Source organism: Leisingera sp. F5 (assembly GCF_001593695.1).
This window is the reverse complement of record NZ_LUKH01000024.1, coordinates 37,279-52,334: the sequence shown is the minus strand read 5'-3', so window position 1 is coordinate 52,334 and position 15,056 is coordinate 37,279. Positions and strand designations below refer to the sequence as shown.

At 61.4% G+C, this 15,056-nt stretch carries 13 protein-coding genes; 2 read left to right on the top strand and 11 right to left on the bottom strand.

Going from position 1 to position 15,056, the window contains the following annotated elements; all coding sequences use genetic code 11:
• Nucleotides 1–59: 59 nt before the first annotated feature.
• A complete protein-coding gene (locus A2I95_RS16705; protein ID WP_291731189.1) occupies nucleotides 60–1,706 on the bottom strand; it encodes a peptidoglycan-binding protein in 1,647 nt (548 codons plus the stop codon).
• A 171-nt stretch (nucleotides 1,707–1,877) separates the two neighbouring features.
• Complete coding sequence (locus tag A2I95_RS16700; protein ID WP_291731187.1) at nucleotides 1,878–3,302, bottom strand: aminotransferase class V-fold PLP-dependent enzyme; 1,425 nt, start codon at nucleotides 3,300–3,302, stop codon at nucleotides 1,878–1,880.
• A 104-nt stretch (nucleotides 3,303–3,406) separates the two neighbouring features.
• On the opposite strand from A2I95_RS16700, the gene A2I95_RS16695 reads away from it, so the two are divergent.
• On the top strand, nucleotides 3,407–3,868 hold the full coding sequence (locus A2I95_RS16695) for an Lrp/AsnC family transcriptional regulator (RefSeq protein ID WP_291731185.1): 462 nt from the start codon (nucleotides 3,407–3,409) through the stop codon (nucleotides 3,866–3,868).
• Between the two features lie 84 nt (nucleotides 3,869–3,952).
• On the opposite strand, the gene A2I95_RS16690 is transcribed toward A2I95_RS16695, so the two are convergent.
• From A2I95_RS16690 to A2I95_RS16675, 4 genes are all read right to left on the bottom strand, one after another.
• Nucleotides 3,953–4,522: a PA14 domain-containing protein gene (locus A2I95_RS16690; RefSeq protein ID WP_291731183.1), complete on the bottom strand. Its 570-nt coding sequence runs from the start codon at nucleotides 4,520–4,522 to the stop codon at nucleotides 3,953–3,955.
• Nucleotides 4,523–4,672: 150 nt separating this feature from the next.
• Nucleotides 4,673–5,293, bottom strand: coding sequence for a 30S ribosomal protein S4 (gene rpsD / locus A2I95_RS16685; RefSeq protein WP_027258072.1), 621 nt, complete (start codon nucleotides 5,291–5,293; stop codon nucleotides 4,673–4,675).
• Between the two features lie 325 nt (nucleotides 5,294–5,618).
• The gene (locus tag A2I95_RS16680; RefSeq protein ID WP_291731180.1) at nucleotides 5,619–6,680 is read right to left on the bottom strand and encodes a Hint domain-containing protein; all 1,062 of its coding nucleotides are present in this window, start codon (nucleotides 6,678–6,680) and stop codon (nucleotides 5,619–5,621) included.
• A 201-nt stretch (nucleotides 6,681–6,881) separates the two neighbouring features.
• Complete coding sequence (locus tag A2I95_RS16675) at nucleotides 6,882–7,799, bottom strand: LysR substrate-binding domain-containing protein (RefSeq protein ID WP_291731179.1); 918 nt, start codon at nucleotides 7,797–7,799, stop codon at nucleotides 6,882–6,884.
• Between the two features lie 208 nt (nucleotides 7,800–8,007).
• Between A2I95_RS16675 and katG the strand changes: the two genes are divergently transcribed.
• Nucleotides 8,008–10,224, top strand: coding sequence for a catalase/peroxidase HPI (gene katG / locus A2I95_RS16670; RefSeq protein WP_291731178.1), 2,217 nt, complete (start codon nucleotides 8,008–8,010; stop codon nucleotides 10,222–10,224).
• Between the two features lie 104 nt (nucleotides 10,225–10,328).
• Here katG and A2I95_RS16665 read toward each other — a convergent pair whose 3' ends face one another.
• The 5 genes from A2I95_RS16665 to A2I95_RS16645 form a co-directional block, all read right to left on the bottom strand.
• Nucleotides 10,329–10,700 (bottom strand): cytochrome C oxidase subunit IV family protein, encoded by a 372-nt coding sequence (locus tag A2I95_RS16665; RefSeq protein WP_291731176.1) that lies wholly within the window; start codon nucleotides 10,698–10,700, stop codon nucleotides 10,329–10,331.
• 9 nt (nucleotides 10,701–10,709) lie between these two features.
• Nucleotides 10,710–11,429 carry a heme-copper oxidase subunit III family protein gene (locus tag A2I95_RS16660; RefSeq protein WP_291731175.1) on the bottom strand — a complete coding sequence of 240 codons (720 nt, stop codon included), beginning with the start codon at nucleotides 11,427–11,429 and terminating at the stop codon, nucleotides 10,710–10,712.
• Nucleotides 11,430–11,441: 12 nt separating this feature from the next.
• Nucleotides 11,442–12,140 carry a cytochrome c oxidase subunit 3 gene (locus tag A2I95_RS16655; protein WP_291731173.1) on the bottom strand — a complete coding sequence of 233 codons (699 nt, stop codon included), beginning with the start codon at nucleotides 12,138–12,140 and terminating at the stop codon, nucleotides 11,442–11,444.
• Entirely contained in the window at nucleotides 12,137–13,909 is a 1,773-nt protein-coding gene (locus tag A2I95_RS16650) for a cbb3-type cytochrome c oxidase subunit I (protein ID WP_291731172.1), read from the bottom strand. The genes A2I95_RS16655 and A2I95_RS16650 overlap by 4 nt, the downstream gene beginning before the upstream one ends.
• A gap of 121 nt (nucleotides 13,910–14,030) precedes the next feature.
• Nucleotides 14,031–14,870, bottom strand: coding sequence for a cytochrome c oxidase subunit II (locus A2I95_RS16645; RefSeq protein ID WP_291731171.1), 840 nt, complete (start codon nucleotides 14,868–14,870; stop codon nucleotides 14,031–14,033).
• Between the last annotated feature and the right edge of the window lie 186 nt (nucleotides 14,871–15,056).

The following is a 15,056-nucleotide window of genomic DNA, read 5'->3' as shown; positions in this document are numbered from 1 at the left end:
ACGCTTCCCCATTGCTGCCGTCCCCCCGGCGGCAGCCCCCAATGACGGTGCAGCCGGCGTTAATGCGCCGCTGCCGACTTGGGCATCTTGCGTTTGGCTTCGGCCATAATGATTTTTTGGATCTGCTTGCGCAGCTCCATGTCCTTGCGCATCGCCTCATTGGCCTGCTTCTGCATGGTCGAGGCCGATTGCGAGCCGTCCGAGCTGGTCAGAACCTCGCCTGCATATTTGCTGAAGGTCTTGCCGCTGATCTGCTTGGCAATCTCGCCATAGATCGCGTCGCCATGCAGCTTGATGAAATCCTCGGTCGCCTTGGTGCCGTATTTAGCAATGAGGTCCTTCTTGACCGCGCCTTCCATGGCGGCGGGCGCCAGTTTGGTCTTGAGGAATTTTTCAGCGGCGCCAGTGAAGCCGGAGGAGAATTTATCCAGCGCCTTGCCTGCGCCTGCCGACATGATGCCCGCGGTCAAGATTTTGGCAATGCTTTCCTTGATCTCCTTGGTGTTCGGCGGGCGGCCCTTTTCGATCAAGGGCTTGGCCAGGCCGATGGTTTCCTTCAGCGCTTCAGTCACCATCGCCTCGCCGGCCTTGGATTTCAGGAACTTCTCAAAGAAAACCTTCACCGCCTTTTTGGGAAACTCCCGCGAAAGCTTCGAGGCTGCGGCCTTGGCCAGATCATCTGCGAGGCCGGCTGACAGCTTGGCGGTCAGCTTGCCCCCTGCAGCCCCCGCAAGACCGGCGATAAAGCTGTCGATGAAGACTTTCTTGGCCGCACCATCCCAGGTCACCTTGTTGCCCGCCAGATGCTCGCCCAGCTGACCAGCGCTGGATTTCAGCGCTTCGGTGCTGGCGGCAGCAATGGCGTGGGCCTTGGCTGGTGACATGCCCTTGGTCGCCACCAGACGGGCGGTCATGTAGGTTTCGACCACGGCAAAGGAGACCTCGCGCACCACTTCCAGTTTCCAGACAATCCCGCCGGCGGTGGCGATCCGCTGGTCAATGAACTTCTTGAAGGCCTTGCCGCCGGTGTTATAGGCTTTGGAAGCCTTAACATCCTGTTTGTAGACCTTTTTCCAGTCAGGTTTCTTCTTGCTCGTGAGTGTTTTCAGCAGGCTGGATTCGGAACGGGCATTCAGGATCGGCGTCCAGGGCGGATCGGTCTTGTCATTGACGACGCTGACGGCAAATTCCGTCAGGGCGTTCAGGAAGGTGTCGTTGCCCTGGCGGGTGCTTTCTACCTCGTTGCAGAAATCAACCCAGGATTCCGCTTGGCCGTACATCATGTTGGCCTTAGCCAGAAGCTTGCGGCGCAGTTCCTCCTGTCCGGCTTCGAACTCTGCCACGGTGATCAGCTTGGTCTTGCCGTTCTCGACGACCTCGACCCGTTCGATCTTGGTATCAGTGGCATATTGCGCGGCCAGTTTGGGCAGACCTGCGTTCCAAGTGCGCATGCCGGGGTCGACAATGCCGTCGGGCTTGCGGAAGCCCAGTTTCTTCTTCTGAAAGTCCTTGATGGTCTTGATCAGCCCGGCGTCGCATTTGGTGCTGACCTCGATGGAATAGCCGTTTGCCTTGAGCATCAGGCGGACCAGCTCGACATCTGCGGGGGCGTTTTTGACCGGCTTGAATTTGCTCTCGCCAGTCTTGGGGTCCGGTTTGGTGATCCGTTTCTTATCACCAACAGGGGCGGAAAGCTTTAGGGCCATAACAGTGCTCCAATCAATAAAATACAGTTAAAGCGTGCCACGCACCCGTTCGCGCTGTCGCGGGGGATTTGACCGGCATATTCCCCCTTTAAATACAGGGATTCGATACCTACATATCACGTGTATGCGAGGTGCTTCCCAGCCCCGGGAAAGCACCCCTTCCGTTTGTTCCTATGCCACCAGCGCCTTGAACCGCGCGGTTTCCGGATCGACATTGTAACGGGCCGCAAGCTCCCCTGCCCTTTGGGTCAGATCGTTGACGCAATCAATGATGTATCGCGCGCGCGCCTCCTCCATCAGGTATGAGAAGTTGAGCCGAACCCAGCCGGGTTTCTTCATTTCCTCGCCTGCCTGCAGGTCAGCAAACAGCCTTTCCGACTCCGGCTGATCAATGCCCAGCAGCCTGTGCGCATAGGGTCCCGCACAGGCGCAACCACCGCGGGCCTGGATGCCGTAGACATCGCTCAGCATCCGGGTGAACAGCTGCTGATGCACCGGCTTGCCCGCCCCGTCCGAAACCAGGAAGGAGAAGATCGGCAGCCGGTGCGCATCACGGTGGCCCAGGATCTGCAGCCGCGGATTTGACGACCAGCCCGCCCAGGCCATGTTTGCGAACTTGGCTTCGCGGGCTTCGATCTTCTCTTGGCCGACTGCTTCCTTCACCAGAAATGCCAGCGCTGCGCGGATATCGCCGATCACGTTCGGCGTACCCGCTTCTTCACGAGTCGCCAGGTCCAGGCTGTATTCATGCTGCCAGGGGGACACAAAGCTGACTGTCCCCCCGCCCGGCCAGGACGGGCAACGGCGGCGCACCGCGCCGGTGTTGACCACCAGCACACCCGAAGCACCGGGGCCGCCCGGGAATTTATGCGGCGAGACCACCACGGCGTCTTTGCGGGCAGCCCCGTTTCTACCCATGTCAATCGGCAGGTACGGGCCGCCTCCCGCATAGTCCCAGACCGCCAGCGCGCCGTGTTCATGCAGCAGGCAGCTGATGGGATCAGGTTCGGTCAGGATGCCGGTGACGTTGGAGGCCGCCGAAAAACTGCCGATCTTCAGGTCACTGTCGGCATGCTGCTTCAGGGCAAGCTCCAGAACCGCCAGATCCGCCCCGCCCTCAGCGGCCTCGGGGATTTCCACCACCTCCGCCTTGCTTTCGCGCCAGGGCAGGATGTTGGAGTGGTGTTCATAAGGGCCAATGAAAACAACCGGCCGGACAGCCTCGTTCACGCCGAAAAGGCTGACCAGCCGATTGAGACCCGCGGTGGCACCCGATCCGGTGAAAATCACCGCATCATCCCCAGTGGCGCCGGTCATGCGGGCAATCTCAGCCCGGGCCTCGCGGCGCAGGCGGGTCATCTGCGTGCCGCAATAAGAAGCCTCGGTATGGGAGTTGGCATAGAAGGGCAGCACCTGGTCCGCCACGAAATCCTCGACCTGTCGCAGCGCCCGGCCGGAGGCAACGTAATCGGCATAGACCAGCGGCACCTCGCCATCGAGGCCCGGGATCATCACCCCGTCACCGATCACGCTGCGGCCCAAGGCGCCGCTTTGAGCCGCCTGCCGGATTGTCTGTTTGAATGCTGCCAGGGTCATGTCGCGCCTCCGAAATCTGTTGAGGCATGATGAACGGCTTCTGGCGCAAGAACTTAATCAATTACTGAGTGGAAACTACAGTTCTTGTGTCATATGATCTGCACATGAGCAAAATTGCCGATCAAATTGACCGAAGTATCCTGCGCGCGCTGCAGCAGGATGCCAGCTTGTCGCAACGGGAGCTGGCCGATCAGGTGGGGCTGTCGCAGAACGCCTGCTGGCGGCGGCTGAAGGCGTTGAACGACAGCGGGCTGCTCAAGGGCTCGACCGCGCGGCTGGACCGCAAGCAGCTGGGGCTGGATCTGGTGGTTTTTGTGCTGCTGCGCACAAGGCATCATTCAGCAGACTGGCTGCAAAAATTCCGCCGCCATGTGCTGACCATTTCCGAGGTGGTGGATTTCCACCGCATCGGCGGCGATTACGATTATCAGCTGAAAGTGGTCACCGAGGATATGGCCAGCTATGATAAGGTGTATCAGCGGCTGATTTCAGGTGTCGAGCTGGACAGCGTAACCTCCTATTTCGCGATGGAGGCCATCGCCGAGGGACGTCCGCTGCCGCTGTAGGAGAACGGGTTTAAAGGGGGGCGCCGCCCCCAGCCCTGCGGGCTCCCCCCGGAGTATTTTCAACCAGAAAGAAGCTGCGGTCGTTTAATGCCCGAAGGCGCTGTCCTTCATCCATTTCGGACGTTTGCCCTCCGGACCCATGCGCATGTGCAGGCAGGCGGTGCCGAGGCGCTGGAAGTAAAGGATGTCGACCGGGTACCAGCCCGCAGACGGCACCTCTACTTCTGTCAGGATGGTGCTGTCGCAGGACTGCCGGCCGTCGTATTCACCCACCACCTGGCCGCCGACCCTGGCGCGCAGCCCGTCATTGGTGAGGAAGTCGATATTGTGGATGCCGGGCTGGTCAATTTTCACATAGCCGGTGATCCGGGCCACGACGTTCAGCGCCCGTTTGGACGTGAGCGTGTTCTGCCCCTCCTCCGTGTCGCGATTGTCCAGGCCTGCGATGGGCTGGCCCGGTTCGCTGGAGATTTTCAGCGCCGAGGAGGCCTCAACCAGAGACTTCACATCATGCGGATAGGCATAAACCACAGACAGCCCCGGCTTGACACCGGAGGGCTGCGGATCCGCAGGTGTCAGCTTCAACGGCGCGGCGCCTGCGGAGGCGGCGGTCAATACTGCCATGGCGGCGGCGGCCTTCAGATAGGTTTTCATCACTTACTCCCTGTCGTTTTACAGGCAGGATAGTGGCAGGCGGCGCGCAGGGCTACCGGGTTTTACCACTGCGGGCACAGCACTGCAGGAAACGAAAAAGGGCTGCCCTGCAGGACAGCCCTTTCGCCATGCGCCGTGACGGCGGCAGGCTTAGTTTTTGGCGTAGAATTCCACAACCAGGTTCGGTTCCATCAGAACCGGGTACGGCACGTCGCCCAGGCCGGGGGTGCGCACGAAGGTTGCTTTCAGCTTGGAGTGGTCCGCTTCGATGTAATCGGGAACGTCGCGCTCGGCCAGCTGGGTGGCTTCCAGAACGGCAACCATCTGCTTGGACTTGTCGCGGACTTCGATCACGTCACCCTCTTTCACGCGGTAGGAGGGGATGTTGACGCGCTTGCCGTTCACGGTCACGTGGCCGTGGTTCACGAACTGGCGGGCCGCAAAGACGGTCGCAACAAACTTGGCGCGGTAGACAACCGCGTCCAGGCGGCGCTCGAGCAGGCCGATCAGGTTTTCACCGGTATCGCCGTTCACACGCACAGCTTCACCGTAGATGCGGCGGAACTGCTTTTCGGTCAGGTCGCCGTAGTAGCCCTTGAGCTTCTGCTTGGCGCGCAGCTGGATGCCGAAGTCGGACAGTTTGCCCTTGCGGCGCTGGCCGTGCTGGCCCGGGCCATAGTCGCGGCGGTTGACCGGGGACTTCGGACGGCCCCAGATGTTTTCGCCCATGCGGCGGTCGATTTTGTACTTGGCAGACGTGCGTTTGGTCACGGCTGATCTCCTTATTAGTGGCTTCGCAGCTTGTTCCGGAAACCGGTTCCCACTTTCCGGGCTGCGAACGCGTCTGCATCGGCAACCGTCTGGTTTGAACCGCCCCGGGCAAGCCGTGACTATTAAGGGCGTTGTCCTCTTGCTCCGGATCCAGGATCCGGGCATGACAGGCATCCCCTTGCGGGGGCCGCCAACACCAATGAAGCCGCGCTTATATAGGGGGATGGGGCAGAGTCAACACAGCTTTGGCGCGTTCGTCGTGAAAACTTGCAGGCGCGGCCCGGACCGGGCCTGAAATAGCGTTCTGCCTCGTGTTCGTAAAGGCTCAGGCCGCCTCGTGGCCCAGAATCGCAGCCTCGGACGCGCTCAGATTGCGGCGGGCATAAGCGCCATAGGCCAGCGGGTTGCGCTCCAGTCCGGGGTGCAGACGGAACAACCGTGCCCGGTCGCTGTCGCTGAGCGCCGTCAGCGACGCATTGGAGGGGTGGAAGCTCTCGGTCTCAACTCCATTGGCCCACAGCACCTGGTGGTTTGCCAGCATGATATGGATGTAGGTCGCCTGCCGCACCGAGGCGTCAGGCAGGATGGTGCGGCCATTGACCAGATCACCAGCCGCGACCAGCACTTCGGGCGTGTTGAACAGCGCCCGCACCCGGTCGCCGCGCAAGAGCATCCGGTGATCAGGCGAGACCAGCAGCTCCTGCTCCGGCCGGTCGATCCCCAAGGCCCCGGCGTGGATGCGGATCGGCCGCAGCCGCGGCATCACAAACAGCCGCGCACCGCTGATCCGGCGGGAGCCGATCCAGAGGATTTCCTGAGCACCGTTGTCGCGGGTCTGCACCTTTTCGCCCTCGCGCAACTGCTCGACCCGTTTCGGGCCGCCGGGCGTTGCGATCAAAGTGCCCGGTGTAAAGCAGATCACCCCGGTTTCGCCTTGCGGACGATCCGTGCCGGCCGTGCTCAGCGAATGATGCACGACCCAAAGATCAGCACCGCGCGGCGGGAGTTCATCAACGAACATCAAGAGCGGGCGCTGGCCCGGCCCGACTTCGATCAGGGTGACAGTAAAACTTTGCACGCCATTGGTCACGACAAAACTGCTGTCCATCAGCGGTTCATCCACCTCGACCGCAGCGACATCGGTCCGGTTCTGAACTGCCGCACCAACCAGCCGGCGCACCGACCGTGCTGCCCGGCGGCGCAAATCTGCCTCGCCATTTGCCATATCCAGCCGCAACAGCTCTGACGGCCCGTCCACCCGCACAGCATCGCCATGCCAGGACCAAGCCGCCCCTACATCAAGAGCGTCAACCGGTGCAGCCGGAAGGCCGTCAACCTCGGTTTGCGACCAGGAAACAACAAACGTGCCACGAAAGCCCGTTTTCATCTGCCTGTATGCCTGCCTAAATTCGTTTTTTATTAACGAAAGCTTAACAACGCACCTTCAGGCCTGAAACCGCAGGGCTATAAAATGGTTGTGAGCGTGCCCTTTACGCATCATTCCTCATGCGGTTGCAACCGTTTCGGCGGCGCTCAATCGCTGGGAAACAGCGCAGATTATTGTCCGCAAACGCACAGCAAAGCCGTTTCAATTCAGCGGACTATAGCTTGATCGCAAAGCCTGCGCAGCCTGCCGCACCACCTCTGCCACCTGCAGAAGCTGCCGTGCGAGCGGGTTGCTGCGGCGCCAGATCATGCCAATTGTGCGGGCCGGCTGAGGATCCCGGAACCGCGAAACCGAGACAACAGCCGAGCGGGTCTCGACCGGGACGGCCATTTCGGGAATCAGCGTGACGCCGATTCCGGCGCTGACCATCTGCACCAGGGTCGACAGCGAGCTGCCATCCAGAAGCTCGCGCGGAGCCGCCGATTGCATGTTGCAGAACGACAGCGCCTGATCGCGGAAGCAATGCCCCTCCTCCAGCAGCAGCAGACGCATTTCGCGCAGGCCATCGGGACCGGGAACCGGCTTGCCGGTGTCCGCGCCGGGACGCACCAGCACAAAGTCCTCCTCGAACAGCGCAACTTCCTCAAAAGCCGGCTCGGAAACCGGCAGCGCAACAATCGCCGTGTCCAGCCGGCCCTCTCCCAGTTCGTCAAGCAGCCTTGGGGTCACGGTTTCGCGCACACGGATGTCAGCTTCCGGATACTGCCGGGTCAGATTCCCGACAATGGACGGCAGCAAATAGGGGGCGATAGTGGGAATCACTCCGATCCTTAAACGTCCGGCCAGCCCCTCACGGGACGCGCGCGCCAGTTCGCCCAGCTCATCAACCGACCGCAGGATCCCGCGCACCCGCAGCGCCAGATCCTCTCCCAGTCCGGTAAGCCGTACCTGGCGTGCGCCGCGCTCAACCAGCTGCACCCCCAGCACTTCCTCCAATTCCTTGATCTGAACCGACAAAGCGGGCTGCGACACTGCGCAGGCATCTGCCGCGCGGCCGAAATGGCGATGCTGGGCCAGCGCCTCGAAATAGCGCATCTGGCGGAGGGTCACGTTTATCATAGGTTTTCATTATCACTGCGATGAATAAATGCAACTTAATCCAATGGAAATTCCCTGCTAGCCTCCTCTGCAGGACGACAGGGAATCCCGGCAACAGCAGTCTTTGCCCCAAATGCAGTTTCAGGCGGCGCCTGCGCTGCTGGACTGATCCGGGAACATTTCTGCCTCGACGCAGTTCAACTAATTGAAGCCACGATCGGAGAAGAATATGGACGGAAACACCCCCGCGGAAAAATGCCCGGTAATGCACGGCGCGGCGCTTAATACCGACAGCGGCGGCACCTCGAACCAGGATTGGTGGCCGAACCAGCTGAACCTGAAGATCCTGCATCAGCATTCGCCCAAGTCGAACCCGATGGGGGCAGATTTCAGCTACCGCGAGGCCTTCAAGACACTCGACCTGAAGGCCGTGAAGCGGGATCTGTTTGCGCTGATGACCGACAGCCAGGACTGGTGGCCTGCGGATTACGGCCACTACGGCGGGCTGTTTATCCGCATGGCCTGGCACAGCGCGGGCACTTACCGCACCGCCGATGGCCGCGGCGGCGGCGGCACCGGCAACCAGCGCTTTGCACCGGTGAACTCCTGGCCGGACAACGGCAACCTGGACAAGGCGCGGCGCCTGCTGTGGCCGATCAAGCAGAAATACGGCAGCAAGATCTCCTGGGGTGATCTGATGATCCTGGCAGGCAATTGCGCCATTGAATCGATGGGCGGCCCGGTGTTTGGCTTTGGCGGCGGCCGTGCCGACGTCTGGGAGCCTGAGGAGGACGTCTATTGGGGGTCCGAAAACGAATGGCTGGCCACCAGCGATCAGGCAAACAGCCGCTATTCCGGTGACCGGGAGCTGGAGAACCCTCTGGCAGCCGTGCAGATGGGGCTGATTTACGTCAATCCGGAAGGCCCCGACGGCAACCCGGACCCTGTCGCCTCGGGCCTGGATGTGCGCGACACATTTGCGCGCATGGGCATGAATGACGAGGAAACCGTGGCGCTGGTTGCAGGCGGCCACACCTTTGGCAAGGCCCATGGTGCAGGCGACCCTGAACTGGTCGGTGCCGAGCCTGAAGCCGGTTCGATGGAGCAAATGGGCCTTGGCTGGATCAATACGCATGGGTCCGGTAAAGGCGGCGATACGACGACTTCAGGTATCGAAGGCGCCTGGAAACCCAATCCGACAACCTGGGACATGGGCTATTTCGACGTGCTGTTCGGCTACGAGTGGAAGCTGGAGAAGAGCCCCGCAGGGGCGCAGCAGTGGCACGCGCAGGACGTGGCGCCTGAGCATATGGTGGTGGACGCGCATGATCCGAGCTTGCGCCATGCGCCGATGATGACCACCGCCGACATGTCGCTGCGGATGGACCCCGAGTACGAGAAAATCTCGCGCGATTTCCACGCCAACCCGGAGAAATTCGCCGATGCCTTTGCCCGCGCCTGGTTCAAGCTGTGCCACCGCGATATGGGTCCGAAGTCGCGCTACCTGGGCGCGGATGTGCCTGCCGAAGATCTGCTCTGGCAGGATCCGGTACCCGCGGTGGATCATGCGCTGGTGGATGAACAGGATACCTCGCAGCTGAAGGCCAATATCCTGGCAACCGGGCTGTCGGTCTCTGATCTGGTTGCCACCGCCTGGGCCTCGGCCTCGACCTTCCGCGGCTCGGACATGCGCGGCGGCGCCAATGGCGGCCGTATCCGGCTTGCGCCGCAAAAGGACTGGGAGGTGAACCAGCCAGACCAGCTGGCCAAGGTGCTGAACGCGCTGGAACAAATCCAGAGCGAATTCAATGCCAGCGCCTCTGGGGGCAAGAAGGTCTCGATGGCTGATCTGATTGTTCTTGCAGGAGGCGCCGGTGTCGAAGAGGCTGCAAAGGCTGCGGGCCACCCGGTGGACGTGCCTTTCACCCCTGGCCGCACCGATGCCAGCCAGGAGCAGACCGACACCGAAGGCTTTGCTGTGCTGGAGCCGGAGGCCGATGGTTTCCGCAACTACCAGAAGGCGGCCTACAGCGTGCCGACTGAGAAGATGCTGGTGGACCGGGCGCAACTGCTGACCCTTGGCGCGCCGGAAATGACTGCGCTGATCGGGGGCCTGCGGGTGCTGGGCGCCAATCATGGCGGCTCCAAGCACGGTGTGTTCACGGACCGGGTTGGCGTGCTGAGCACCGACTTCTTCACCAATATCACCGATATGGGTGTGGAGTGGAAACCGGCTGAGGACGGCACGTATGAGGGCCGCGACCGGGCCAGCGGTGCAATCAAGTGGACCGGCACGCGGGCGGATCTGGTGTTCGGCTCCAACTCGCAGCTGCGGGCATTGTCCGAGGTCTATGCGCAGGCAGACGGCGAGGCAGCGTTTGTGCGGGACTTCGTGGCGGCTTGGGTCAAAGTGATGAACGCAGACCGGTTTGACCTGGCGGCGTAAGCAAGTTTAAAAGGCTAACAAGGCGCTCCGGAAAACCGGGGCGCCTTTTCTGTTGCTGGCTTCGAGATAGAAAGCGGAGGGCAGCGCCCGGCCAGGCGGGGCATCTATTCAACCGCTGCCGCCCCCTGGCCGAATTCGATCACCCGGGTCTCCGCGGTGTAGTCCGATTCAATGATCAGAATGGCCAGCAGCCCGATCATCGCCAAGGGCGGCAGCAAAACCGCATAGATCAGCGCCAGCCGTTCCCAGGCCATATGCATGAACACCGCGATGATCAGCCCCGCCTTCAGCGTCATGAAGATCAGGATCAGGCTCCAGCGCAGCAGCCCCTGCAACTGGGCGTAATCGACCCAGTAGGAGGCCGCGCTGAGCACGAACAGCAGTATCCAGACCGCGAAATAGAGTTTGATCGGATGTTGCTGCCCCTCGTCATGCGCCATCTCTGCGGCCTCAGCGGTTTGCGGTGAATGTGTCATTTCGGCCCCCTACCATAGATAGAAGAATGCAAAGATGAAGACCCAGACCAGGTCGACGAAGTGCCAGTAAAGTCCCATGATCTCCACCGCCTCGTAATCGCCGTTGCCAGCGGACATCCAGCTGCGCTGGTTGCGGTCGAAATCGCCGCGCCAGACCCGCCGGGCGACGATGACAAGGAAGATCACGCCGATGGTGACATGGGTTCCGTGAAAGCCGGTGATCATAAAGAAACTGGCGCCGAACTGCTCTGCCCCCCAGGGGTTGCCCCAGGGGCGCACGCCCTCGGAAATCAGCTTGGACCATTCGAATGCCTGCATGCCGACAAACATCGCGCCCAGCGCGGCGGTGGCTAGCATCAGCACGGCAGTGGCCTTGCGCGCCTTGCGGTAGGCGCAGTTCACCGCCATCGCCATGGTGCCGGAAGAAGAGATCAGCACAAAGGTCATGATGGCAATCAGGATCAGCGGCAGGTTTGCACCCCCGATGTGCAGGGCAAAAACCTCGCTGGCGTTGGGCCATTCCACGGTGGTGGAGTTGCGGGCGTTCAGATAGGCGACCAGAAAACAGGCAAAGACAAAGGTATCGCTGAGCAGCAGGATCCACATCATCGCCTTGCCCCAGGAAACCTTCTTGAAGGCCCGCTGGTCCGAACCCCAGTCGGCGGCAAACCCGCTATGGCCCCGCTGCTGCAGCGTCTGGTCCTGGCCTTGAAGCGGATGATGTTCCATCGGTGTCCCTCCTCAACTCACAGCCGCGCGGCACAGCGCCAGAAACGCATTGCCCCAGCCCTGCAGCAGCGCAAACAGCATCAGCCAGAACGCCAGCAGCGCGTGCCAGTAGAGCGCGCAGAGCCGCACCCCCGGCAGCAGCGCCTTCACGTCTCCGGCGCCGGCGTGGCGGGCGCAGATCACCGCCAGCGCGATGATACCGCCCAGCATGTGCAACCCGTGCAGGCCGGTGATCAGATAGAAAAAGCTCGCCGCCGGAGTGCCGTCCAGCGGGTAGCCGCCATCGGTCAATGTGATCCACACCTGCACCTGGCCCGCCAGAAAAGCGAGTGTGGCGATGCTGGCAGCAATCAGGCTGGCACGCAGCCAGCGCGTGGTACCAGCCCGTGCCGAGATCACCACAAGCTGCAAAAAGAAACTTGCCAGCAGCAACAGTGCCGTGTTCATCCAGACCCGGCCGGGCAGCGGCACCAGCTCCCAAGGGGTTTCTTCGATCTGCATGACAAAGGCGCTGCCCAGCATAGCAAACAACCCGCCGATCACAGTGACAAAGATCGCGATGAAGATGATACCCGGCGCGCGGCCCGGACCATGGGCGGCCAAAGGCGCAATTCCGGTTTCCAGCCAGGGCTTGGAGGCCAAGTGCTGCTGCGACAGCCACAGACCGGCAGCCAGGGCGACCAGCGCCAGGAAGGCCAGGATGACGGTCACAGCCGCCGCCCCTCGCCGTCCGGCATCCAAGGATCAGTCTGCGCGACATAATCCTCGGGCGCGCCGGGCACGCTGTAGTCATAGGCCCAGCGGTAGACATTGGGCAGCTCGTCCCAATTGCCATGCCTGGGCGGGATTTCAGGTGTTTGCCACTCCAGCGATGCCGCCCGCCAGGGATTGCCGCCCGACGCGCGCCCGTGGCGCAGGCTCCAAAGGATATTGAACAGGAACAGCACCTGTACCGCGCCGACAATCAGCGCCGCCGATGAAATGAAGGCATTCAGCCCATCCACCGGCGCGGTGAGGAACTCCGGCTCGCCGATCTCAAAATATCGCCGCGGCACCCCGACAAGGCCGACATAGTGCATCGGGAAGAAGATCGCATAGGCACCGATGAAGGTGACCCAGAAATGGATCTGCCCCATTGCCTGGTTCAGCAACCGGCCCGTCATAAGCGGATACCAGTGATAGATCGCGCCAAAGATCACCATGATCGGCGCTACCCCCATCACCATGTGGAAATGGGCCACCACAAACATGGTGTCCGACAGCGGCACGTCTACCACCACGTTGCCCAGGAACAGCCCCGTCAGCCCGCCGTTCACGAAGGTCACGATAAAGCCCAGCGCAAACAGCATCGGGATGGTCAGGTGGATGTCGCCCTTCCACAAGGTCAGCACCCAGTTGTAGACCTTGATCGCGGTTGGAATGGCGATGATCAGCGTAGTCGTTGCAAAGAAGAAGCCGAACCACGGGTGCATGCCCGAAACATACATATGGTGCGCCCAGACGATAAAGCTGAGCGCGCCGATGATGACGATGGCCCAGACCATCATCCGGTAACCGAACACGGTCTTGCGCGCATGCACCGCAATCAGATCGGAGACGATGCCGAAGGCGGGCAGCGCCACGATATAGACCTCGGGGTGGCCGAAGAACCAGAACAGATGCTGAAAGGCAATCGGGCTGCCGCCGCCATAGCTGAGCTTTTCGCCCAGCTCCACCAGCGTCGGCATGAAGAACGAGGTGCCCAGGAGCCGGTCGAACAGCATCATCACACAGGCGACAAACAGGGCCGGAAACGCCAGCAGCGCCATCACGGTTGCGGTGAAGATCCCCCAGACCGTCAGCGGCAGCCGCATCATCGTCATGCCGCGGGTGCGGGCCTGCAGCACGGTCACGGCATAGTTCAGCCCGCCCATGGTGAAGCCGATGATGAACAGGATCAGCGAGAGCAGCATCAGGATGATCCCGCCCTGCGCGCCGCCCGGTGTGCCGGACAGCACCGCCTGCGGCGGGTACAGCGTCCAGCCTGCGCCGGTGGGGCCGCCGGGGACAAAGAAGCTGGCGACCAGCACCAGCACCGCCAGCAAATAAACCCAGTAGCTGAGCATATTGACGAAAGGAAACACCATGTCCCGGGCGCCCACCATCAACGGGATCAGGTAATTGCCGAAGCCGCCGAGGAAGATCGCCGTCAGCAGGTAAATCACCATGATCATCCCGTGCATGGTGACAAACTGGTAATAAGCCTCGGGCGTGATGAAATCGAAAGTGCCAGGAAACCCCAGTTGCAGCCGCATCAGCCAGGACATCACCAAGGCAACCAGGCCGATGGCCACGGCGGTGCCGGAATACTGGATGGCGATGTATTTGGCATCCTGCGAGAAGACATACTTGCCGATCCAGCTGTGCGCATGCGGCGGCATCACATCGGCAACTTCGCGCGGCGGCAGATTGCTGTCTGGTTCAGGCAAGTAGTCGGTCATTACAGAACTCCGTCACAGTTACCATACTCCGTCACAATTACCTTCCGCCCGGCTGCCCCCATGGACGGACACCTTGTTTCCCCGCAGTTTCCCCCGCAGCCAGGGCACCGGCTTTATCGCGTTACGGAACCGCGGTTGAGCGCGCTGCGAGCCGGGTTTGAGAACCGCCGGCGTTTGCGTATTCCTCAAAAGTCAGCTGCTCCTGCAGCCACTCCTGGTATTCTTCGGCCTCCACCACCGTCACATAGCCGCGCATAAACGGATGCGCTGTGCCGCAGTATTCGGCGCAAAGCACTTCATACGCGCCAGTGCGGGTGGGGGTGAGCCAGATGTAGGTGACCATGCCCGGCACCATGTCCATCTTGGCGCGGAACTCGGGCACGTAGAAATTGTGCAGAACATCAATCGAGCGCAGCAGCAGCTTCACCGGCTTATCGACCGGCAGATAAATCTCGCCGCCTTCGATGATCAGGTCATCCTTGCCAAAGCGGTCATGCGGATTGACTCCCAAAGGGTTCTCCCCGTTCACCCATTCCGCATCGGCAGTGCCCAGCACCCCGTCAGCGCCGGGCAGCCGGTAGGCCCAGCTCCATTGCTGGCCGAAGACTTCAAGTTCAGTGGCGTCTTCAGGCACGGTTACGAACTGCTTCCACACAAACAGCCCCGGCACCAGCATCGCCGCCACTCCCACAGCGGTCACCCCGGTCAGCCACAACTCCAGCCGTTTGTTTTCCGGGTCGAATTCCGCCTTGTGCCCGGGCCGGTGGCGGAATTTCCAGACGCAATAGGCCGTGAACAGGACCACCGCGGCAAACACCGCGCCGGTGATCCAGAAGGTTATAACCAGCGTATCGTCGATATAGTCCCAATTCGACGCGATCGGCGTCCACCACCACGGACTTAACAGATGGAACGCAACAGACCCCGCCACGATCAGCACAAGCACGACCGCAATCAGCATCCCGCCCCCTTTCCCCGCTGCCCGGACATTTCCGACCGTCCGGCACTCAGGTTCATTTGGCATGAGACGCCACTATATTACGGTTTCACAAATTAATCCAGAAACCGGAAGTTTTACGCCTTTTGCGGCAGGAAATTTCCATTTCCCAGCATTTTCCGGCAAAGCCAATGGGGTGCCCGGCTCCGG

Coding starts and splice junctions, on each gene's coding strand:
- A2I95_RS16665 (WP_291731176.1), bottom strand. CDS start 10,700: ATGACACATTCACCGCAAACCGCTGAGGCCGCAGAGATGGCGCATGAC.
- katG (WP_291731178.1), top strand. CDS start 8,008: ATGGACGGAAACACCCCCGCGGAAAAATGCCCGGTAATGCACGGCGCG.
- A2I95_RS16675 (WP_291731179.1), bottom strand. CDS start 7,799: ATGATAAACGTGACCCTCCGCCAGATGCGCTATTTCGAGGCGCTGGCC.
- A2I95_RS16680 (WP_291731180.1), bottom strand. CDS start 6,680: ATGAAAACGGGCTTTCGTGGCACGTTTGTTGTTTCCTGGTCGCAAACC.
- A2I95_RS16650 (WP_291731172.1), bottom strand. CDS start 13,909: ATGACCGACTACTTGCCTGAACCAGACAGCAATCTGCCGCCGCGCGAA.
- A2I95_RS16695 (WP_291731185.1), top strand. CDS start 3,407: ATGAGCAAAATTGCCGATCAAATTGACCGAAGTATCCTGCGCGCGCTG.
- A2I95_RS16700 (WP_291731187.1), bottom strand. CDS start 3,302: ATGACCCTGGCAGCATTCAAACAGACAATCCGGCAGGCGGCTCAAAGC.
- A2I95_RS16645 (WP_291731171.1), bottom strand. CDS start 14,870: ATGCTGATTGCGGTCGTGCTTGTGCTGATCGTGGCGGGGTCTGTTGCG.
- A2I95_RS16705 (WP_291731189.1), bottom strand. CDS start 1,706: ATGGCCCTAAAGCTTTCCGCCCCTGTTGGTGATAAGAAACGGATCACC.
- A2I95_RS16660 (WP_291731175.1), bottom strand. CDS start 11,429: ATGGAACATCATCCGCTTCAAGGCCAGGACCAGACGCTGCAGCAGCGG.
- A2I95_RS16690 (WP_291731183.1), bottom strand. CDS start 4,522: ATGAAAACCTATCTGAAGGCCGCCGCCGCCATGGCAGTATTGACCGCC.